Below are 19,827 nucleotides of genomic sequence, written 5' to 3'. Positions count from 1 at the left end.
GCTAACCAGTGGGGTTCGGGGCAGGGTGACCCGCGGCGGGATCAAGCCTGACCGCCCAGAGCGGGTCACCCTGCCCCGAACCGCCACCTCAGACCTCTTCGACCGAGCTCGGCTCGCGCCGGGACAGGTCGATGCCCAGCTCCTCCGCGGCCCGGAACACCTCGTCGTCGGTCTCGCGCATCTCCAGGGCGACACCGTCGCTGCTGAGCACCTCGACGTTCAGGCACAGCGACTGGAGCTCCTTGAGCAACACCTTGAACGACTCCGGGATGCCCGGCTCGGGGATGTTCTCGCCCTTGACGATCGCCTCGTAGACCTTGACCCGGCCCAGGACGTCGTCGGACTTGATGGTGAGCAACTCCTGCAGGGCGTAGGCGGCGCCGTACGCCTGCATCGCCCAGCACTCCATCTCGCCGAAGCGCTGGCCACCGAACTGCGCCTTACCACCCAGCGGCTGCTGCGTGATCATCGAGTACGGACCGGTCGACCGGGCGTGGATCTTGTCGTCGACCAGGTGGTTGAGCTTCAGGATGTAGATGTAGCCGACCGCGATCGGGTCCGGCAGCGGCTCGCCGGACCGGCCGTCGAACAGCCGCGCCTTGCCGGAGGAGCCGATCAGCTGGTTGCCGTCCCGGTTGGGCAGGGTCGACGAGAGCAGACCGGAGATCTCCTCCTCTCGGGCACCGTCGAAGACCGGGGTCGCCACGTTCGTGTCGCCCTCGGACTCGTGCGCGTCGATCGAGCGGAGCTGGCGCTTCCACTCGGCGTCGTCGCCCTCGACCTTCCAACCGGTCTTGGCGACCCAACCGAGGTGGGTCTCCAGCACCTGCCCGATGTTCATCCGGGAAGGCACACCCAGCGGGTTCAGCACGATGTCGACCGGGGTGCCGTCCTCCAGGAACGGCATGTCCTCGATCGGCAGGATCTTCGAGATGACGCCCTTGTTGCCGTGCCGGCCGGCGAGCTTGTCGCCGTCCTGGATCTTGCGCTTCTGGGCGACGTAGACCCGGACCAGCTCGTTGACGCCCGGCGGCAGCTCGTCGCCGTCCTCGCGGGAGAAGGTACGCACCCCGATGACCGTGCCGGTCTCGCCGTGCGGCACCTTCAGCGAGGTGTCCCGGACCTCCCGCGCCTTCTCACCGAAGATCGCCCGGAGCAGTCGCTCCTCCGGGGTCAGCTCGGTCTCACCCTTGGGCGTGACCTTGCCGACCAGGATGTCGCCGGGGACGACCTCGGCGCCGATCCGGATGATGCCGCGCTCGTCGAGGTCGGCGAGCATCTCCTCGCTGACGTTCGGGATGTCGCGGGTGATCTCCTCCGGGCCGAGCTTGGTGTCCCGGGCGTCGACCTCGTGCTCCTCGATGTGGATCGAGGTGAGCACGTCCTGCTGCACGAGGCGCTGCGACAGGATGATCGCGTCCTCGTAGTTGTGGCCCTCCCAGCACATGAACGCCACCAGCAGGTTGCGTCCGAGCGCCATCTCGCCCTCGTCGGTGCACGGACCGTCGGCGATGACCTGACCGGCCTCGACGCGGTCGCCCTCGAAGACCACCGGCTTCTGGTTGACGCAGGAGCCGGAGTTGGAGCGGCGGAACTTGTGCAGCAGGTACGTGCGGCGGTGGCCGTCGTCCTGGTGGATGGTGATGTAGTCGGCGCAGAGGTCCTCGATCACACCGCCGACCTCGGCGACGACGACGTCACCGGCGTCCACGGCCGCGCGGTACTCCATGCCGGTGCCGACCAGCGGGGCCTCGGCCTTGACCAGCGGCACCGCCTGACGCTGCATGTTGGCGCCCATCAGGGCACGGTTGGCGTCGTCGTGCTCCAGGAACGGGATCATCGCGGTGCCGACGGAGACCATCTGCCGCGGCGAGATGTCCATGTAGTCGACCGCGCTCGGGATCACGTCCTCGGTCTCGCCACCCTTACGGCGACACAGGACCCGGTCCTCGGCGAAGGTGCCGTCGGCGTTCAACGGCGCGTTGGCCTGGGCCTTGACGAACCGGTCCTCGTCGTCCGCGGTCAGGTAGTCGACCTGGTCGGTGACCCGGCCGTCGACGACCTTGCGGTACGGCGTCTCGATGAACCCGAACGGGTTGACCCGGGCGAACGTCGACAGGTTGCCGATCAGGCCGATGTTCGGGCCTTCGGGCGTCTCGATCGGGCACATCCGGCCGTAGTGCGACGGGTGCACGTCCCGGACCTCGAAGCCGGCCCGCTCCCGGGACAGACCACCCGGGCCGAGGGCGTTGAGCCGCCGCCGGTGGGTGAGCCCCGCCAGGGGGTTGGTCTGGTCCATGAACTGGGACAGCTGCGACGTGCCGAAGAACTCCTTGATCGCCGCCACCACCGGGCGGATGTTGATCAGGGTCTGCGGCGTGATCGCCTCGACGTCCTGCGTCGTCATCCGCTCCCGGACGACCCGCTCCATCCGCGACAGGCCGACCCGGACCTGGTTCTGGATGAGCTCACCCACGGTCCGGATCCGGCGGTTGCCGAAGTGGTCGATGTCGTCCGCCTCGTAGCCCTCCTCACCGGCGTGCAGCCGGCAGAGGTACTCGACGGTCGAGACGATGTCGTCCTCGGTGAGCGTGCCGGTGGTGATCGGCACGTCCAGCCCGAGCTTCTTGTTGAACTTGTACCGACCGACCTTGGCGACGTCGTACCGCTTCGGGTTGAAGAAGAGGTTGTCGAGCAGGGTCTGGGCGTTCTCCCGGGTCGGCGGCTCGCCAGGGCGGAGCTTGCGGTAGATGTCGAGTAGGGCCTCGTCCTGACCGGCGATGTGGTCCTTCTCGAGCGTGGTCATCATCAGCTCGGACCAGCCGAACCGCTCGCGGATGCGCTCGGCCGACCAACCGATGGCCTTGAGGACGACCGTGACGGCCTGACGGCGCTTACGGTCGATCCGGACACCGACGGTGTCGCGCTTGTCGATGTCGAACTCCAGCCAGGCACCCCGGCTCGGGATCACCTTGACGCTGGACAGGTCGCGGTCGGACGTCTTGTCCGGCTGCTTGTCGAAGTACACGCCGGAGGAGCGGACGAGCTGGCTGGTCACGACGCGCTCGGTGCCGTTGATGATGAAGGTGCCCTTCGGCGTCATCATCGGGAAGTCACCCATGAACACCGTCTGGCTCTTGATCTCGCCGGTGGTGTTGTTGGTGAACTCCGCGGTCACGAACAGCGGCGCGCAGTAGGTCAGGTCCTTCTCCTTGCACTCCTCGATCGAGGCCTTGACCTCGTCGAAGCGCGGCGCCGAGAAGGAGAGCGACATGGTGCCGGAGAAGTCCTCAATGGGACTGATCTCATCGAGGATCTCCGCGAGACCCGAGCGTGCGTGCGGGTCGTCCGCCGACCGGCCCTGCCAAGCCTCGTTGCCGACGAGCCAGTCGAAGGACTCGTTCTGAATGGCGAGGAGGTTGGGGACCTCGAGGTGTTCGGTGATCCTGCCGAAAGAAACTCGGCGGGGAGCGAAAGCGCTCGACGTACGACTGGTCTTCGCAGGGCGGGAAGCTGCCAAGATGCGTCCTTCCGAGGACCGGTGCTGCAGAACGGCTGGTATGCGTGCACTCCAATGACCCCACCAAAAATATCCATAATCGGACATTTCCGAGCAGGGGCCACGTCGGAAGGCAGCGCAAACTAGCAGTGTAGCCGAGAGGCTAACCGCTGTCCAGCCCATCCCGCAGGTCGTCGCGGAACGTGCCTCGGCACCCCTGAACCGGGGTCGAACCGGGCCGCTCGGAACGCGAGTTCCTGTCGGGCCGCTCGGGTCGGAGCGGCTGACGGTGCTGCCGCTGCCATACCCAAGAGGTGGCCGTCGCAAGCGCGGAAGGTCTTGCTGGTGTCAGCGTGCCTGGCAGGTCGGGCCACGTCAAGAGCCTCATCCCGGCTGACCGCTGGGTTTCCCACAGACGGACTATGCGTGGCGTGACCACCGTGTCGCACCACGAGTGCGAACACCCTGCTCACACCACTGATACCCGGAGTCACCAAGCGCAACGGGCGGTGATCCGTTCCCGGATCACCGCCCGCCATGATGCGGTGTGCCACAACTCACCCGAGCCGGGCACGCGCCGAAGCCGACCCGAGGCCGGCCTCAGGTCACTTGAGGGTGACCTTGGCGCCCTCGCCCTCGAGCTTGGCCTTCGCCTTCTCGGCGGTGTCCTTGTTGACCTTCTCCAGGATCGCCTTGGGCGCGGCCTCGACCGCGTCCTTGGCCTCCTTGAGGCCCAGGCCGGTCAGCTCACGCACGACCTTGATGACCTGGATCTTCTTGCCACCGTCGGCCTCGAGGATGACGTCGAACTCGTCCTTCTCCTCCTCGGCCGGGGCAGCGGCGGCGCCACCGGCGCCACCGGCGGCGGCGACCGCGACCGGAGCGGCGGCGGTGACCTCGAAGGTCTCCTCGAACTGCTTCACGAACTCAGAGAGCTCGATCAGCGTCATCTCCTTGAACGCGTCGAGCAGCTCGTCGGTGCTGAGCTTCGCCATGTCTGGCGTCCTTTCTCGCAATGAAAATTAAGAACGTGGTGCGCCGGGAAGGCCTCAGGCCGCCTCGGCGCCCTCCTGCTCGCGCTTCTTGTCCGCCAGGGCGGCCGCCGCACGGGCGGCCTTGGAGAGCGGCGCCTGGAACAGGGCCGCGGCCTTGCTCAGGTTGCCCTTCATCGCGCCGGCCAGCTTGGCCAGCAGCACCTCACGGGACTCCAGGTCGGCGAGCTTCGTGACCTCGGCCGCGGAAATGGCCCGGCCCTCGAAGACGCCGCCCTTGATGACGAGCTTCGGGTTGGCCTTCGCGAAGTCGCGAAGACCCTTCGCCGCCTCGACGACGTCGCCCGAAACGAAAGTCAGCGCGGTAGGACCGGTGAACAGCTCGTCGAGGCCGGAGATGCCCGCCTCGGTCGCGGCACGCTTGGCCAGCGTGTTCTTCGCGACCGTGTAGGTGGTCTCCTTGCCGAGCGAGCGCCGCAGCTGGGTGAGCTGGGAAACCGTCAGACCACGGTACTCGGTGAGCACCGCAGCGCCCGAGGTACGGAAGCTCTCGGTCAGCTCAGCGACGGCCGTGGCCTTGTCGGCCCGGATCGGCTTGTCCGCCATGTCCCTCCTCTCTCGTTACTCGGAGCTGGTCGCCGTCGCGCGGCACGGGGCTCTGCGACGACATCGGAGGCGTCACGACAACGAAAAAGCCCCGGCGCAGGGCGCGCGGGGCGAGGGCCGGCCGATCATCGTGGTCGGCGGACCACGGAAAGGAACCGTATTACGCTTACCGCCCTGCGCGGGTCGCCCGTCGTCGCGGAGCCTTCGACCGTGCCGGAGCACGGTGACCAGCGGTCTCTGGGTGGAACTACCCGCCCAGGTTACGCGACGTGCCCCCCAACGCCAAATCACCCCCGCCACCACCGCCACCACCCCGCCCTGCACCCCTCACCCCCGACCTCGCCCCGGCAAGATCGCACAACTTCATGGTTGTAGTGGCCTTCATCGACGGCGGACACCACTACATCCTGGATCCAGCACGACCTTGGTACGGGCGCACGACCGAGACTGTCGGGGCGGGCCGGCGAGACGCCTCGACCGGTGGCATGGCCAGGTGACCCAGTCCCTGGCCCGGACCGGGCGACCCGGACCAGGGAGCGCTTGGCGAGGTGGTTGGCCGGCGCCTGCCGGGTCGGCCAGGTCGGTGTCAGGGGTTGGTCCGCCGCCGCCAGGCGTAGCCGGCCAGTGCCAGCCCCGTCCAGGCGATGGCCCAGCCGGAGAGGAACAGGGCGGTTCCGGCGGACAGGGGCCCGCCGAGTGCCCGGGCGGTCGCCAGCACCGGCGGCACGAGCCACGGCGCCACCGAGTCACGCAGGCCCAGCGCGAGGGTGCCGACCACGGCCACCGAGAGCACCGCGACGCCGTACCCTGCGCTGCGGGTCAGGGCGCGGCTGGCGAGTGCGCCCACCGCTGTGGCGGGCAGCAGAGCAAGCAGGTGCGCCCAGAGCCCGAGGGTGAGCGCGACAGACAGCGGCAGGTCGTCCGGACCCGGCACGGCCATCCCGCCGACCAGCCATGGGAAGACCAATGCCACAAGCACCGTGCCCGCCCCGGCGACCACCGCCGCGAGCAGCCCGGCAGCCCGCTCCCGGGCCGGGCCGAGGAGGACCTGGGCCATCCGGCGCTGCACGTCCGGCTCGACGTCCAGCAGGATCTTGGTCTGCCAGGCCAGCACCGGAAAGAGCACCACGGCGCAGACGCCGTACCCCTCCGCAGGCCGGGCCCGGCCGCCGCCGTACAGGATGCCGAGGACGAGCAGGCCGGCCAGCAGCGGCGCGAGCGCCCGTCCGGTACGCAGGAAGCCGGCCAACCGCATCCGGACCAGCGCGCTCACCGGGCCACCTCCCCCGGCCGACCGTCCCGCACCGGGCCACCACCCGGCCCGCTGTCCCGCACCGGGTCACCACCCGGCCGACCGTCCCGCACCGGATCACCACCCGGCCGGTCGTCCCGTACCGGGTCACCACCCGTCTGGGCGGCGGGCGGCAGCGGATCCTGCGGAGGCGACGGGGGGACGGGGACCGGCAGCGCAGCCGCGCGCGAGGGCGGGGCGGGGACCGGCGGCGCAGCCGCCCGCGGGGGCGGGGCGGCGGGTTCGCGTACCCGCAGGACGTGGTGGCCGTCGGCGCGCAACCGGGCGACGGTGCCGGCCAGCCGCGCGGCCGGCACCGCGACCTCGACCACCGCGACGGACGGCGCTGCGGTGGTCGGCTCCTCGGTGACCACGCCGTCGGCCAGCGCCCAGTGCCGGGCGTCGGGGAGCCGGACCGTCTCGCCCCGGTGGTCGCTGACCAGCACCGCTCCCCCGCCGGCCAGCACCTCGTCGACCAGCTCCGGGACCAGGCCCCGGGCGGCGGCGTCCAGCCCCTCCCAGGGCTCGTCGAGGACCAGCAGGCCCGGGGTGCGCAGCATCGCCTGGGCCAGGCCGACCTTCTGCGCGGTGCCCTTGGACAGGTCGGGCAGGCGGACCCCGCGGAACGCGGCCAGCCCCAGCCGGTCGGTCCACCGGTCGGCGGCCCGGTCGGCGTCGGCCCGGCCCAGGCCGGCGACCCGGCCCATGCCGACCAGGTAGCGGGAGACCGTGAAGGGCTGGTCGGCGGGGAACCGCTCGGGCACCCAACCCACGTGCCGGGGGCGGTCGACCACCCGGCCCCGGACCGGCCGCAACACCCCCGCGCAGAGTTGCAGCAGGGTCGACTTGCCCGCGCCGTTGCGGCCGAGCACCACCGCCACCTCGCCCGGGTCGAGCCGGGCGGTGACGCCGCGCAGGACCCAGGGGCCGCCCCGGCGGTAGCGGAGCCGCACGTCCTCCAGTCTCATGGGGCGACCCTGCCACATCCGGACAGACGGAAGGTGCCCCGCCACTGTCCGTGGCGGGGCACCTTCGCGGGAGAAGCCGGGCTCAGCCCTCGACGCCGGTCTCCTGGAAGTTCTTCACCACGTTCGGGTCGACCGGGACGCCCGGACCCATCGTGGTGGCCAGGGTGACCTTCTTGAGGTACTTGCCCTTGGCGGCGGACGGCTTGACGCGGATGACCTCGTCGAGCACCGCGGCGTAGTTGTCGATCAGCTGGGTCTCGGAGAACGAGGCCTTGCCGATAATCAGGTGCAGGTTGGAGTGCTTGTCCACCCGGAAGGTGATCTTGCCGCCCTTGATGTCCGAGACGGCCTTGGTGACGTCCATGGTCACCGTGCCGGTCTTCGGGTTCGGCATCAGACCGCGCGGGCCCAGGATCCGCGCGATCCGGCCGATCTTGGCCATCTGGTCCGGCGTGGCGATCGCCGCGTCGAAGTCCAGCCAGCCGCCCTGGATCCGGGCGACCAGCTCGTCCGTGCCCACCTCGTCGGCACCGGCGGCGACGGCCTCCTCGGCCTTCGCACCGGCGGCGAAGACGATCACGCGGGCGGTCTTACCGGTGCCGTGCGGCAGGTTGACCACGCCACGGACCATCTGGTCCGCCTTGCGGGGGTCGACGCCGAGGCGCATGGCGACCTCGACCGTGGCGTCGAACTTGGCGTTGGTGGTGTCCTTGGCGAGCTTGACCGCCTCGGCCGGGGTGTAGAGCTTGGACTTGTCGATGGCCTCGGCGGCCTTGCGGTACGTCTTGCTGCGCTGCATCTCGGGTTACTCCTGTGGTCTCTGGCGGGCCGCGGTCGACGCGCGCCCTCCCACGAACTGATCTTGAGGACCGACCGCGGGGTCAGTCGTTGACGACGATGCCCATCGACCGGGCGGTACCGGCGATGATCTTCGCAGCCTGGTCGATGTCGTTGGCGTTGAGGTCGACCATCTTCTTCTCGGCGATCTCGCGCACCTGGGCCTGGCTCACCGAGCCGACCTTCTGGCTCTGCGGCACGCCGGAGCCCTTCTCCACACCGGCGGCCTTGAGCAGCAGCCGGGCGGCGGGCGGGGTCTTGAGGACGAAGGTGAAGGACCGGTCCTCGTACACGCTGATCTCGGCGGGGACGATGTCGCCCCGCTGGGACTCGGTCTGCGCGTTGTAGGACTTGCAGAACTCCATGATGTTCACGCCGTGCTGACCGAGCGCGGGGCCCACCGGCGGGGCCGGAGTCGCCTGGCCCGCCTTCAGCTGAAGCGTGAACGTCTTGACGAGCTTCTTCTTCGGAGGCATGTCACTTCCTGGGGCTTGGAACTGGGAAAGGTGCCGGCCATGGGCGCGCACGGTCAGCGCGGTGCCACAGCGGCGACGTTCAAGAGTAGCGCAGCGCCCGGTGACCCTCTGCGCCGAGGTCCACGCGGGGTGGAAACGCCGTCGCCGGCGGCGGGCCGCTGCCCACCGCCGGCGACGGGGAACGTCGTCAGATCTTGGCGACCTGGTTGAAGTTCAGCTCGACCGGGGTCTCCCGACCGAAGATCGACACCAGCACCTTGAGCTTCTGCTGATCGGCGTTGATTTCGCTGATCGTCGCCGGCAGCGAGGCGAACGCGCCGTCGGTGACGGTGACCGAGTCACCGACCTCGAAGTCGAGGACCCGGACCTCGGGCTTGGCCTTCTTCTGCTCGGTCTCCACCGCCGGGGCCAGCCACTTGATCACCTCGTCGAGGCTCAGCGGCGCGGGCCGGTCGGCCCGGTCGGTGGCCCCCACGAAGCCGGTGACCCCCGGCGTGTTGCGCACGCACGAGTAGGACTCGGCGGTCAGCTCCATCCGGACCAGGATGTAACCGGGGAAGACCTTGGCCTGGATCTGCGAACGCTTGCCGTTCTTGACCTCGACCTCTTCCCGGGTCGGCACCTCGACCTGGTAGATGTACTCCTCCATGTCGAGGGAGATGATCCGGGTCTCGAGGTTGGTCTTGACCTTGTTCTCGTAGCCGGCGTACGAGTGCACCACGTACCAGTCGCCGGGCGCGTAGCGCAGCTTCTGGCGCAGCTCGGCGACCGGGTCGTAGTCCTCGTCGGGCTCCGGCTCGGTGGTCGGGAACTCCGGCTCGCTGGCGGCCTCGACCGACTCGTCACTCGCCGCCGTCGCGACCGTGGACTGGTCGTCCGTGGTCTCGGCGGTCTCGTCGTACTCAGGCACGCTTGCTCACTTCCGTCACTATCGGCTCAGTCGGCCGGTCAGCTGGGGCTGCCGAAGACCCACAGCACACCCTTCGCGAACGCGAAGTCGAGAAGGCCCACGATCGTCAGCATCACCGCGACGAAGGTGACCACCACGGCCGTGTAGGTCAGCAGTTCCTTGCGGGTCGGCCAGATGACCTTACGCAGTTCGGCGACCACCTCGCGGAAGAAACGCGCGACGCGGGCGAACGGCCCCACCCGGTCGGTCTCGTTCCGGGTCTTCGGCTTGCTGTCGGCCGCGCCCGCGCGGGTCCGCGACCGGGTCGCGGTGCCGCCCCGGGATACCGGCTCGTCCGCGTCGGTGGCGTCGTCGTCGGTGGCGTCGCTGTCGGCGGTCACCTCGTCGACGACCTCGTCACGCTCGTCGCGCAGACCGTCGTCGCCGGCGTCCTCGCCGCGCCGCTTGTTGTCGGCCACTTCGCCCTCCGTCGCGGGATGTCGGTTCGTACGCCGGGCGGCGCACGCGGCGCGTTGGTCACGCCGGCCGGGCCGAACCGTCCCGCGACGGGCCGCGGCCGGCGGACCGGACGAAGTGCCCCGAGTCGCCTCGGAACCACCCCGCCGGTGCCACCACCACGGGCCGGACGCCGCCTTGCGGCGGCGCGACCCACGGGAACGGTCAGGCCTGAGGCGCAGGGGTGACAGGACTTGAACCTGCAGCCTGCGGTTTTGGAGACCGCTGCTCTGCCAATTGAGCTACACCCCTGTGCGGCAACGCTCGCCCCATCCGGCCCCAACAGGCCGAACAGGGGTTACTTGCCCCACGGCGGACCAGTGTACGGGTAGCGCCCCGACTTTCCCAACCGGTCCCGCCCGACAGCTTCCGCCGACCGGTCAGCCGGCCGTCCGGACGGTCGCCCGCGCCTGCGAGAGCACCTTCTCATCGCCGCACCGGGCGGTGATATCGAGCCTGGTCAGTCCCGCCTCGGTGACCTCCTTGACCACCGCGTCGACGGTGATCTCGGCACCCTCGTCGTCGTCCGGGACGACCACCGGCCGGGTGAACCGCACCCCGAAGTCGACCACCGCGTCGGGCGCTCCGGCCCACTCGGCGACCGCCCGGCCGACCAGCGCCATGGTGAACATGCCGTGGGCGATGACCCCCGGCAGGCCCACCGCGGTGGCCGTCCGGTCGTTCCAGTGGATCGGGTTGAAGTCGCCCGAGGCGCCCGCGTAGCGGACCAGGTCCGCCCGGGTCACCCGGTACGTCCGGGTCGACAGTTCCACGTCAGGACTCCCCACGTACGACGAGCTTGGACCAGACGGCGACCACCGGCTCGCCGGCCACGGTGGTCACGTCGGTGCGGGTGGTCAGGAAGCCGTGCCCGCTCCGGGTGGTGATCTCCTCGATGGTGTTCACGCAGACCAGCTCGTCCCCGGCGACCACCGGGCGGGTGTAGGCGAAGCGCTGGTCGCCGTGGACCACCCGGCGGTAGTCGACCCCGAGCGCCGGGTCGTCGACGATCTGCCGGCTGGCGGCCATGGTGAGCACGATCGGAAAGGTGGGCGGGGCGACCACGTCCGGGTGGCCGAGGGCGCGGGCCGCCGCCGGGTCGTGGTGGGCCGGGTCGGTCGCGCCGATGGCGGTGGCGAACTCACGGATCTTTTCTCGGCCCACCTGGTAGGGGGCGGTCGGCGGATACGTCCGGCCGACGAAGGACGGGTCCAGGGACATGCCGCCGAACCCTACACGGGACGCGCGAACGCCGACCCGTACGGGCAGACGGCTCTGCGGCCGTGCCATCCGTGCGGATCGGCGTTCGGGTGGTCGCTGCGGACCGGGCCGGCGGTCGCCGGCCGAGGGTCAGCGGGTCTCGCGGTGGATCGTGTGCTTGCCGTCCCGGGGGCAGAACTTCTTCAGCTCGATGCGGTCGGGGTCGTTACGGCGGTTCTTGCGCGTGATGTAGTTGCGCTCCTTGCACTCCACACACGCCAGAGTGATCTTCGGCCGGACATCGGTCGCCTTCGCCACGGCGGAGTGCCTTCCTCGCTACGGATATCAACTACAGCGCATCAGCCTACGCGGACGATGCCTGGACATGCAAAGCGGGCGCCAGTGGCGCCCGTCCCACCGGCCGCCGGGGATGAGCCCGGAGGACGAGAGTAGCGGTGGCCGGACTTGAACCGGCGACACAGCGATTATGAGCCGCTTGCTCTGCCATCTGAGCTACACCGCCGCAGGCGGGTCCAGCCGGACCCTCTGAGCCCCCTTACGGAATCGAACCGTAGACCTTCTCCTTACCATGGAGACGCTCTGCCGACTGAGCTAAGGGGGCCTACCCGATCACCCCGGAGGGCGTCGCGCAGGGGATACATTACACGGCACCGCGCCGGGGGTGAAACCGGATCCCCGGGTGCCGCATCAGCGCAGCTCAGAGCACGGCACGCAGCCTGGGGAGCACTCCCGACCCGGTCGCCTCCTGGTCCACCTGGGCACCGAACCAGGCCTCCAGCCGCTCGTACGGCAGCGGCCGGCTGAACAGGAAGCCCTGGCCGATCTCGCAGCCGATGTCCTGGAGGAGTTCGAGGGTCAGCTCGCTCTCCACCCCCTCGGCCACCACCGCCAGGCCGAACTGCTGGGAGAGCGACACCACCGCGTTCACGATCGCCAGGTCGCCCGGATCGGTCGCCATCCCCTGCACGAACGACCGGTCCACCTTCACCTCGTGCACCGGCAGCCGGCGCAGCTGGGCCAGCGACGAGTTACCGGTGCCGAAGTCGTCCACCGCGAGCCGGACCCCGAGGTCCCGCAGCCGACGCAGGGTGGGGATCGGCCGCTCGGTGCCGTCCAGCACCGCCGCCTCGGGGATCTCGACGGTGAGCAGCTGCGGCGGGACGCCGTACTCGGTCAGCAGCTCGCCCACCCGGTCCGGGAAGCGCCGGTCGGTCAGCGAGCGGGCGGCGATGTTGACCGCCACCGCCAGCGGCTGCCCGGTGTGGCTCCAGTCCCGGCTGCGCCGCAGCCCCTCGCGGAGGACGAACTCGGTCAGCCGACCCAGCTGGCCGGTGTGCTCGGCCACCGCGACGAAGTCCTCCGGGGAGACCGTGCCGTGCGCCGGGTGCTCCCAGCGGGCGAGGCACTCCACCCCGAGCAGCCGGCGGTCCCGCAGGGTGACCTTCGGCTGGAAGTAGACCTCCAGCTCGCCCTCGTCGAGGGCGCGGCGCAGGTCGCCGGCGAGCCCGAGCCGGCGCAGCGACCGCGACTCCAGCGCCGGATTGAACAGCTGCACGCTGCCCGGCACCGCCTTGGCCGCGGTGGCCGCCAGGTCGACCCGTTGCAGCAGTACGGCGGCGTCGCTGCCGTGGTCCGGGTGCACCGCCACCCCGACCGCGGTGTCCACGTCGAGGGTGAGCGCGTCGAAGACGATCTCGTCGCGGATCTGCTCCCGGAGCTGGGCGGCCAGCTCCAGCGCCGCCTCGGCGTTCTCCAGCCGCAGGGTGACCAGGAACTCGTCGCCGCCGGCCCGACCCACCAGGGCGGACGACGGGGCGCAGGCGCGCAGCCGCTCGGCCACCTCGACGAGGACCTTGTCGCCCGCCGCGTGCCCCAACGACTCGTTGACCTGGCGCAGCCCGTCCACGTCGAAGAGCAGCACGGCGACCACCTCGCCGGGGGCACGGATCTTGACCGCCTCGGCCAGCGCGGCGGTGATCCGTCGCCGGTTGGGCAGCGTGGTCAGCGCGTCGTGGTAGGCGTCGTGCCGCAGCCGGTCGACCAGCCGGGAATTCTCCAGGGCGACGGCGGCGTGCGCGGCCACGGTCTCGAAGACGGGGATGTCGCTGGTGGTGAAGTGCCCGATGTCGCTGAGCCGGTTGGTGACCTCCAGGGTGCCGATCACCGCCTGGCCGGAGCGCAGCGGCACCACGATGGCGTCCTTGACCTGTTTGGCGCCCACCTCGCGGCGCAGGGCGGTGTCGTCGCCGAGCAGCCGGCCGATGGAGAGGGTCTTGCCCAGCTCGCGGGCCTGTTCCCGGAAGACCGTCGGGGTGGGCGCGAAGTCGAGCAGGCCCGGGGTGTCCACCCGGGCGGTCAGCAGCACCTCCGGGTGCCGCCGCTGGGCGGGCAGCCAGAGGGTGGCGTACTCGGCCTGCATCAGCCCGCGCACCCGGTCGAGGAGGATGTCGGCGATCGCCCCCTCGGCGCTGTTGGTGAGCAGCCGGGTGAGGTCGTACATGCCGGTGAGGGTGCGGTGCTGCCGGAAGAACTGCGAGTACGACCGGTAGACCTGGAATAGCGCCGCAAACAACGCGGCCAGCAGCAGCACCGACCACCAGGTGGTCTTCAGGGCGATCAGGACGAGCAGGCCGACCGAGGCGTTGATGGAGGTGGTGAGGAAGACCGAGGGCGCGGTGCGCAGCGCCTCCCGGCCGGCCTGCCACCCCTGCAGCAGCACGTGCACCCCGGCCACCGAGAGCAGGCTGACCAGGGTGATCGTGTTGACCGCGAGGAAGAGGATGCCCCAGGTGCCCGGCCCGACCCCGGCCAGCGGGGGCAGGGCCAGCAGGAGCAGCCCGGCCAGCGAGGTGGCCGCCGCCGCCTTGGCCACGTTGAACCACAGCTTGGCCGGGGCGAAACGGTGCGACGCGCTCCAGATCAGCACGGAGAGCGTATAGATCAACACCACGATCAGTGGTGGCAGGAAGAAGAGCGCGACGACGAGGGGCACCTCGGTCAACGTCACCCCGACCGACTGACGCCGGACGATGACGTTGAGCACCGGGATGCTGATCCCCGTCATCGCCACGAACAGAACGAACGCCAGGCCCCACTCCCCGAATTCGGGGCGCAGGACGCCGATCGCGGTGCTGAAGACGATGGCCAACAGGGCCAGGGGTGCGGTGATGAACCAGGCGCGTTCGGTGGACTTACGCCGCTGATCTCGACTGGCCATCCGCCACCCTCTCCCTGAGAGACGTCGCCCCCAGGGCACCGGGAGCGGGGACGACGTAGAGGCTTAGCGCGCGCTGCCCATGGTCCAGACGACGTCGGCCATCTGCGCGCTGCCGTCGGCGGAGGTGATGCCGTTGACGGCAAGTCCACCCAGGATGGTGGCGAGCACGAGGAGCGAGCCAAACAGCCGGCCCAGCCTTCGACCAGACATGATTGCTCCTGTCGAGAGAGTGTTCACGGGGGATGGTGGAGGTTCCACGATCGTGCCACACCTCGGGTACCCAGAAAAGCGGGAAGAGCGGCGCTGGGCCGAGCAGCGGGCAGGTTCCGCCGTTCGGACCACCGCCGTCACCTCCCCGTGCCAGATCACCGGCACCAGGACGGGTAACAGCCTCCACGAATCGCTCAATGTCACTATCGACGCAAACCCGATCTTTAGCGGCGCGGAGCCGCCTTCCAGGTAGCCGGGCGACCATCCCACCGAAGGGCCGCAACCACCGCTCCCGGAACCGTCACATCGATCACCATAGCTCATTTCGGCGGGTACGGAAGCGGCCTGTCGGGAGCCGACGGACTCCGCACCAGATCAACGACAAAACGCGCGTACGGTGGCGAGCCGGCGCGACCAGGCGAAACACCTCCGGAGAAGGCCGCGCCCCATGTTTGTCGTACCGGGATGGTGTCGTAAATCCATGACATCGCAGCCATCGGTGACGCCGGTGATCGTCGAGCGGGCCGCCCAGCCGTACGTGGGGATCAGGCGGTCGGTCACCATGCGGACCATCGGCGGGTTCTTCGGCACCCTGTCCGAGCTGATCGCGTGGGTGGCCGCCCAGGGGGTCATCCCGCCCGGCCCGGACTTCATCCGGTACCACGTGATCGACATGGCCGGTGAGCTGGAGATCGAGGCGGGGGTGCCACTGCCGGCCGGAGCCGAGGTCGCCGTCGAGGCGCCGATGCACATCGAGGTGCTCCCCGCCGGCCGCTACCTCACCACCACCCACGTCGGCGACCCCGACGACCTGGTGGCGGTGACCGGGGCGTTCCTGGCGTGGGCGGAGCAGCACGGAATGCGCTGGGACGCCCACGACACCGACGCGGGCGAGCGCTGGGGTTGCCGGCTGGAGATCTACCACAGCGGCCCGGACGACAACCCCGACCGGAACACCTGGGAGACGCAACTGGCGTTCCGGCTGGCCGACTGACGGGGACGGCCACCCGCGCCGGAGCGGGATAGTCGGGGTGGTTTGGGGGTATGTCGGGGGTTATGGCAGGTCAGAACGGTGCGGTGGACGAGGAGCACGCCCGGCCGGCGGGGGTCGACGACGCCACGGTCGAGGCGCTGGGCAAGCTGAGCGAGGCGTTGGAGGCGGTCCACCGGGTGCGCGGGCACCTCTACTCGGCGCACCAGCTCGTCGGCGGCGCGGATCTCACCCTGGACCGGGTGGTGGAGCTGCTGCGCGGGGCCGGGCACGACGAGGTGGCCGACCGGGTCGCGCGGGAGCTGCTGGGGCGCAACCTGCTGCCCGGCCGGTGGACGTTCCAGATCGTGGAGGAGTTCGACGACGGCTACTACGCCACGTTCCAGGAGATCGAGCGGTACGCCCGGGACGCGTTGGCCGGCGGCCGACGGCATATCTACGAGGCGGAGATGAAGCAGCGGCGGCGTACCCACGGAATGCCCGGCCACGAGGCCACCCCGGCAGCGACGCGACCCGGCCGGGACGGACGCTGACCGGGCCGACGTCGCCGGGCCACGCGACCGGCCCGCCCCCGACCCGGCGACACCGGGGGCGGGCCGGGGATCACCACTGGCGGCGTACCGACGCTTTGGGGCCGGTGACCAGGGTGGCGGGCGGGACGTCGTCGGCGACCACCGCGCCGGCCGCCACCACGGCGTCCCGGCCGATGCTGACGCCCGGCAGGATCGTCGCGCCGGCCCCGATCCACACGTTCTCGGCCACGTCGATGGGCGCACCGGTCAGCCACTCCCGCCGTTCCTGCGGATCGACCGGGTGACCGCCGGTGATGAAGGTGACCCTCGGGCCGACCAGCACACCCTCGGCGAGCCGGATGCCGGCATAGTCCAGGAACGTGCAGTTCTGGTTGACGAACACCCGCTCGGCGAGTTCCAGGCGCAGGCCGTGGTCGGTGTAGAACGGCGGGTAGATGGTGACCCTCGGCGGCAGCGGTCGGCCGAGGATCTGCGCGAACAACTCCGCTTTGCCTGCTTCGTCGTCGAACGGAAGGCTGTTCAGCCGGGACGTGAGCTGGGTGACCCGCAGGACCCGGGCGGCCATCGCCTGGAACTCGGGGCTGTGGATACGCATGAAGCGGTCGCTGGACATGCCCGCGATCCTCGCCGACGCCCCCGGCACCCGGGGCTACGGGCCGCCCCCGCTCACCGCCCCTCCCCCGCCCTGCCGACCGGTGCCCGCATCAGCCGCCGCGCCTGGGCCAGCTCCTCGACGAGCCGGTCGACCTGACCGGGCGACAGCAGCACGGTCTGGTTCATGCCGTACCGGGTCGCGTCCAGCTTGACCGCCGCCTCGCGCCGGACGAACCGGTCGACGAGCAGTTGCAGGCTCACCCAGCCGGTCCGCTCCCGCCCCACCGTGGCGAGGTACCCCCGGTGCATCGGGTCGTTCGGCCCGCACCCCCGGCACCACGCCGGGCAGACCACCGGCCGCCCCACCTCACTCACCGCCGTCCCCCTGCCCGTCGTGCCCCTGTGGGTCGGGATGGGTCCGGTCGGCGTCCGGGTCGTCGGCCGCCCGGCTCAGCAGGTCACCCAGCTGCCCGGCCAGTTCGGTGGCCTGGGCCAGGGACAACTCGGCCCAGGCGTTGCCGGCCCGGCACGCCACGTGCACGGCCACCAGCGGCGCACCCGGGACCGCCCCGCTGATGAGGTACGTCGCGACGAGGCCGGCCGCCCGACTCCGGCCGACCCGGAGCATCGGGCCACGATGGCGGCGGGCCAGGTGCGGCACCACCGGCGGGACCAGATGACCGCAGCGCTCGGGGGCACACCACCGTGGGTGGGTGGTGGCGGTGACCGATCCTCCGGTACGGGTCATCGCGGCCACCGCCCGACGTTGCCCCGACGTGCCTGGCCGACCGTCAGCAGCGGAGCGCACCGCAGTGTGGGCAGCTCTCGGGTCACCCCGACCGACCACCACGGCGCGGGCGGGGCAGCGGCCCTGGGCGGACTCGTCGGGGCGCTGTGCCGGCCGGGTCGCGACGGTGCACGCCTTCGAGCCCGCCAGGACGAGAACCAACCGCATCGACGATGAGTGCCGGACATCACACCTCCACAGGTAACGGGGGACCGACAGGCCCGGATCTTGGTGCCAGCGGCACCGGTGCCACGCGTTCCAGATCGCCTCAGACTCCAGGTCGGAGGCTCGCGCTCTGGACAGATGCCGCTGGTCTCATGAGCTGAAGCCCGCAGCTACGAAACGCAGCTCCCACGCTTACCCCCTCTAAACAAGTGCTCCACACCGAAACCGCTTGAGCGCTTAGCGGGTGTAAGCAAGGTTACTCGCCCGCCGACGCCTGTCAAGGGGTCCTAAACTTCGCACGTGGAGACTCGTGACGACGGCTTCGAGCGCGTACGGCGTGAAGCCGACCCGCTCCGGCAGGCCAAGCTCGCCGGCGAACTCATGTCCGTCTACCAGCAGCGAGCGGTCGAGCTGGCAAGGTTGCGTCGCGAGGCGATCAACCGGGCGGCGGCCGACCAGGGTCTCTCGTTCAGCTCCATCGCCAAGGAACTCGGGCTCACCCGAGGACGCATCACCCAGATCCGGCAGACCGCACCCCCTGCCGAGCGGGCATTCTTCGGTGTCGGCCCGGTGACGGTCGCCGTGCCGCTGCGGGCGGTACCCGGCCGCGCGCTGCCGGTGATCTCGTCGGAAGACACCCGCGCCGCCGATCTACTGACGAAGCTCCTCGCCGACCTGGCATTCCAGGTGGAGCACTTCCACATTGCGCCGGACGGCAACTGGCAGCCCCGAGGCGATGTCGCCGCGATCTGCGGGCCGAAGTCGTCACCGGTCACCGCCCAGGCCATCGCGTCCGACCCCGCGCTGACGTTCGAGCCCGACGACACCGGCCGGTGGACCATCCGTGAACGCGACGGCAGCCGCGTCTACGAGTCACCGATGGACGACCCCGCCGCGCCACGATGGGCCGATGTCGCCTACGTCGGCCGCCTCGCCCTGAGCGACGAAGAGACCATCTTCATCGTCGCGGGAGTGCATGCGCTCGGCTCGGTCGGCGCAATCGACTACCTCGCCCGCAACCTGCCCGACCTCTACGCCCACGTCGGCACTCAGCGTTTCTCGATGGTCGTCCGCAGCGAACACGACGGCGACACCGTGACCAGGAGCGAACTCGTATGTCCGCCACGAATCCACGACCAGAAGTAGTCACCGCCGAGCGGCCCGGCCGGAACCGCCCCACCGAGGACCGCATTTTCACCACGTCCAATGCGGTCATCGTGCTCGACGGTGCGTCTCAACCTCAGGCGAGCACCCGAGACGGCGGGTGGCTCGCCGAGCAGGTCGGGCGGCACCTCCAACAGCTCCTCACCGAGCACCCCGATGCCGACCTGGCCGACGCGCTGGCCGAAACGATCCAACACGTCCGCGACCTGCACGGTCTCCGACCCTACGCCTCGCCGTCAACGACGGTGAGCATCGTCCGATGGTGCGGAAACGACATCGACGTCCTGGTTCTCGGAGACAGTCCCGTCGTCCTGCTCACTCGTACCGGCGAGATCCACCAGGTCCGCGACGAACGGCTCGCACAGGTAGCGCTCGACCAGCACATGGACCTGCACAGAGCCATACGGCAACGAGGCGGATTCGGCTTTCACCACGCCGCCGAGTGGGCCGCACTGGTCGACGCGCAGAGACGAGCCCGCAACAGCGCTGGCGGCTACTGGATCGTCGAGGCAGAGCCGGAGGCCGCTCGTCACGCCGTCCGGGCGACGTGGCCCGCCAGTGACTTCGCGGTCGTCCTGACGATGACCGACGGCGTCTCAGACGGAATCGACAAGTACCGGACGCCTGCCACCTGGCGAGCGGCGATCGCACTTGCCAACCAGCACCCGGCACGGTTGGTTGAGACCGTGCACGAGGCCGAGGAAGACGACATGGACGGACGACGCTGGCCACGCAACAAGCTTCACGACGACAAGGCTGTGGCACTGCTGCGACTCACCACAGCCGCGCACATCGCCGCACTGACGACTTAAGAACCAAGGCAGGCCGCAATTGGGCCGCGCCGGACGCGCCGTCCGACGCCTGACAGGAG

Annotated in this window: 21 protein-coding genes and 3 tRNA genes; 4 read left to right on the top strand and 20 right to left on the bottom strand. The window is 70.2% G+C overall.

The window, feature by feature from the left end; all coding sequences use genetic code 11:
* Positions 1-88: 88 nt before the first annotated feature.
* The 17 genes from rpoB to GA0070623_RS30440 form a co-directional block, all read right to left on the bottom strand.
* The gene (gene rpoB, locus GA0070623_RS22000) at positions 89-3,520 is read right to left on the bottom strand and encodes a DNA-directed RNA polymerase subunit beta (protein WP_067301392.1); all 3,432 of its coding nucleotides are present in this window, start codon (positions 3,518-3,520) and stop codon (positions 89-91) included.
* Positions 3,521-4,104: 584 nt separating this feature from the next.
* A complete protein-coding gene (gene rplL / locus GA0070623_RS21995; protein ID WP_067301388.1) occupies positions 4,105-4,494 on the bottom strand; it encodes a 50S ribosomal protein L7/L12 in 390 nt (129 codons plus the stop codon).
* 54 nt (positions 4,495-4,548) lie between these two features.
* Positions 4,549-5,097, bottom strand: a complete 549-nt coding sequence (gene rplJ / locus GA0070623_RS21990) for a 50S ribosomal protein L10 (RefSeq protein ID WP_067301385.1) — start codon at positions 5,095-5,097, stop codon at positions 4,549-4,551.
* Positions 5,098-5,683: 586 nt separating this feature from the next.
* Complete coding sequence (locus GA0070623_RS21985) at positions 5,684-6,370, bottom strand: hypothetical protein (protein ID WP_067301381.1); 687 nt, start codon at positions 6,368-6,370, stop codon at positions 5,684-5,686.
* Positions 6,367-7,356: an ABC transporter ATP-binding protein gene (locus tag GA0070623_RS21980; RefSeq protein ID WP_084261010.1), complete on the bottom strand. Its 990-nt coding sequence runs from the start codon at positions 7,354-7,356 to the stop codon at positions 6,367-6,369. The genes GA0070623_RS21985 and GA0070623_RS21980 overlap by 4 nt, the downstream gene beginning before the upstream one ends.
* 82 nt (positions 7,357-7,438) lie before the next feature.
* Complete coding sequence (rplA, locus tag GA0070623_RS21975) at positions 7,439-8,155, bottom strand: 50S ribosomal protein L1 (RefSeq protein ID WP_067301377.1); 717 nt, start codon at positions 8,153-8,155, stop codon at positions 7,439-7,441.
* Positions 8,156-8,237: 82 nt separating this feature from the next.
* Complete coding sequence (gene rplK / locus GA0070623_RS21970; protein ID WP_067301374.1) at positions 8,238-8,669, bottom strand: 50S ribosomal protein L11; 432 nt, start codon at positions 8,667-8,669, stop codon at positions 8,238-8,240.
* Between the two features lie 187 nt (positions 8,670-8,856).
* Positions 8,857-9,579: a transcription termination/antitermination protein NusG gene (nusG, locus tag GA0070623_RS21965; RefSeq protein ID WP_067301371.1), complete on the bottom strand. Its 723-nt coding sequence runs from the start codon at positions 9,577-9,579 to the stop codon at positions 8,857-8,859.
* Between the two features lie 38 nt (positions 9,580-9,617).
* The gene (gene secE, locus GA0070623_RS21960; RefSeq protein ID WP_067301368.1) at positions 9,618-10,037 is read right to left on the bottom strand and encodes a preprotein translocase subunit SecE; all 420 of its coding nucleotides are present in this window, start codon (positions 10,035-10,037) and stop codon (positions 9,618-9,620) included.
* Positions 10,038-10,253: 216 nt separating this feature from the next.
* Positions 10,254-10,326 (bottom strand) — tRNA-Trp (locus tag GA0070623_RS21955).
* A gap of 128 nt (positions 10,327-10,454) precedes the next feature.
* A complete protein-coding gene (locus tag GA0070623_RS21950) occupies positions 10,455-10,847 on the bottom strand; it encodes a MaoC/PaaZ C-terminal domain-containing protein (protein WP_067301366.1) in 393 nt (130 codons plus the stop codon).
* 1 nt (position 10,848) lies between these two features.
* Positions 10,849-11,295 carry a MaoC family dehydratase N-terminal domain-containing protein gene (locus GA0070623_RS21945; RefSeq protein ID WP_067301363.1) on the bottom strand — a complete coding sequence of 149 codons (447 nt, stop codon included), beginning with the start codon at positions 11,293-11,295 and terminating at the stop codon, positions 10,849-10,851.
* Between the two features lie 129 nt (positions 11,296-11,424).
* Entirely contained in the window at positions 11,425-11,592 is a 168-nt protein-coding gene (rpmG, locus tag GA0070623_RS21940) for a 50S ribosomal protein L33 (RefSeq protein ID WP_067301359.1), read from the bottom strand.
* A 132-nt stretch (positions 11,593-11,724) separates the two neighbouring features.
* Positions 11,725-11,797, bottom strand: a tRNA-Met gene (locus tag GA0070623_RS21935).
* 26 nt (positions 11,798-11,823) lie between these two features.
* Positions 11,824-11,896, bottom strand: a tRNA-Thr gene (locus tag GA0070623_RS21930).
* Between the two features lie 96 nt (positions 11,897-11,992).
* Positions 11,993-14,512 carry a putative bifunctional diguanylate cyclase/phosphodiesterase gene (locus tag GA0070623_RS21925; RefSeq protein ID WP_067301353.1) on the bottom strand — a complete coding sequence of 840 codons (2,520 nt, stop codon included), beginning with the start codon at positions 14,510-14,512 and terminating at the stop codon, positions 11,993-11,995.
* Between the two features lie 63 nt (positions 14,513-14,575).
* Complete coding sequence (locus tag GA0070623_RS30440) at positions 14,576-14,722, bottom strand: hypothetical protein (RefSeq protein WP_172898444.1); 147 nt, start codon at positions 14,720-14,722, stop codon at positions 14,576-14,578.
* Positions 14,723-15,203: 481 nt separating this feature from the next.
* On the opposite strand from GA0070623_RS30440, the gene GA0070623_RS21920 reads away from it, so the two are divergent.
* On the top strand, positions 15,204-15,716 hold the full coding sequence (locus tag GA0070623_RS21920; RefSeq protein ID WP_067301350.1) for a GyrI-like domain-containing protein: 513 nt from the start codon (positions 15,204-15,206) through the stop codon (positions 15,714-15,716).
* A gap of 62 nt (positions 15,717-15,778) precedes the next feature.
* On the top strand, positions 15,779-16,246 hold the full coding sequence (locus tag GA0070623_RS21915) for a hypothetical protein (protein WP_172898443.1): 468 nt from the start codon (positions 15,779-15,781) through the stop codon (positions 16,244-16,246).
* A gap of 70 nt (positions 16,247-16,316) precedes the next feature.
* Here GA0070623_RS21915 and GA0070623_RS21910 read toward each other — a convergent pair whose 3' ends face one another.
* From GA0070623_RS21910 to GA0070623_RS21900, 3 genes are read right to left on the bottom strand one after another with little or no spacing between them, the layout of a single operon-like run.
* Positions 16,317-16,859 carry a DapH/DapD/GlmU-related protein gene (locus tag GA0070623_RS21910; RefSeq protein ID WP_067301344.1) on the bottom strand — a complete coding sequence of 181 codons (543 nt, stop codon included), beginning with the start codon at positions 16,857-16,859 and terminating at the stop codon, positions 16,317-16,319.
* Between the two features lie 53 nt (positions 16,860-16,912).
* Positions 16,913-17,215, bottom strand: coding sequence for a precorrin-4 C11-methyltransferase (locus tag GA0070623_RS21905; protein WP_231932525.1), 303 nt, complete (start codon positions 17,213-17,215; stop codon positions 16,913-16,915).
* The gene (locus tag GA0070623_RS21900) at positions 17,208-17,588 is read right to left on the bottom strand and encodes a hypothetical protein (protein ID WP_157517428.1); all 381 of its coding nucleotides are present in this window, start codon (positions 17,586-17,588) and stop codon (positions 17,208-17,210) included. The genes GA0070623_RS21905 and GA0070623_RS21900 overlap by 8 nt, the downstream gene beginning before the upstream one ends.
* Positions 17,589-18,092: 504 nt before the next feature.
* On the opposite strand from GA0070623_RS21900, the gene GA0070623_RS31125 reads away from it, so the two are divergent.
* Entirely contained in the window at positions 18,093-18,938 is an 846-nt protein-coding gene (locus GA0070623_RS31125) for a hypothetical protein (protein WP_231932524.1), read from the top strand.
* The gene (locus tag GA0070623_RS21890; RefSeq protein WP_067301342.1) at positions 18,908-19,768 is read left to right on the top strand and encodes a protein phosphatase 2C domain-containing protein; all 861 of its coding nucleotides are present in this window, start codon (positions 18,908-18,910) and stop codon (positions 19,766-19,768) included. Before GA0070623_RS31125 ends, GA0070623_RS21890 begins: the two co-directional genes overlap by 31 nt.
* The last annotated feature ends 59 nt before the right edge of the window (positions 19,769-19,827 follow it).

This window comes from Micromonospora rifamycinica (assembly GCF_900090265.1).
In the GTDB taxonomy this organism is placed as follows: Bacteria; Actinomycetota; Actinomycetes; order Mycobacteriales; family Micromonosporaceae; genus Micromonospora; species Micromonospora rifamycinica.
This window is presented reverse-complemented; position numbering and strand designations above follow the sequence as displayed.

What these genes read in the sequence shown, in the direction of transcription:
- rplK (WP_067301374.1), bottom strand. Translation starts at nt 8,669, where the DNA reads ATGCCTCCGAAGAAGAAGCTCGTCAAGACGTTCACGCTTCAGCTGAAG.
- rplA (WP_067301377.1), bottom strand. Translation starts at nt 8,155, where the DNA reads ATGCAGCGCAGCAAGACGTACCGCAAGGCCGCCGAGGCCATCGACAAG.
- GA0070623_RS30440 (WP_172898444.1), bottom strand. Translation starts at nt 14,722, where the DNA reads ATGTCTGGTCGAAGGCTGGGCCGGCTGTTTGGCTCGCTCCTCGTGCTC.
- GA0070623_RS21980 (WP_084261010.1), bottom strand. Translation starts at nt 7,356, where the DNA reads ATGAGACTGGAGGACGTGCGGCTCCGCTACCGCCGGGGCGGCCCCTGG.
- GA0070623_RS21915 (WP_172898443.1), top strand. Translation starts at nt 15,779, where the DNA reads ATGGCAGGTCAGAACGGTGCGGTGGACGAGGAGCACGCCCGGCCGGCG.
- GA0070623_RS21925 (WP_067301353.1), bottom strand. Translation starts at nt 14,512, where the DNA reads ATGGCCAGTCGAGATCAGCGGCGTAAGTCCACCGAACGCGCCTGGTTC.
- rplJ (WP_067301385.1), bottom strand. Translation starts at nt 5,097, where the DNA reads ATGGCGGACAAGCCGATCCGGGCCGACAAGGCCACGGCCGTCGCTGAG.
- GA0070623_RS21910 (WP_067301344.1), bottom strand. Translation starts at nt 16,859, where the DNA reads ATGTCCAGCGACCGCTTCATGCGTATCCACAGCCCCGAGTTCCAGGCG.
- GA0070623_RS21920 (WP_067301350.1), top strand. Translation starts at nt 15,204, where the DNA reads ATGACATCGCAGCCATCGGTGACGCCGGTGATCGTCGAGCGGGCCGCC.
- GA0070623_RS21900 (WP_157517428.1), bottom strand. Translation starts at nt 17,588, where the DNA reads ATGACCCGTACCGGAGGATCGGTCACCGCCACCACCCACCCACGGTGG.
- GA0070623_RS21890 (WP_067301342.1), top strand. Translation starts at nt 18,908, where the DNA reads ATGTCCGCCACGAATCCACGACCAGAAGTAGTCACCGCCGAGCGGCCC.
- rplL (WP_067301388.1), bottom strand. Translation starts at nt 4,494, where the DNA reads ATGGCGAAGCTCAGCACCGACGAGCTGCTCGACGCGTTCAAGGAGATG.
- GA0070623_RS21945 (WP_067301363.1), bottom strand. Translation starts at nt 11,295, where the DNA reads ATGTCCCTGGACCCGTCCTTCGTCGGCCGGACGTATCCGCCGACCGCC.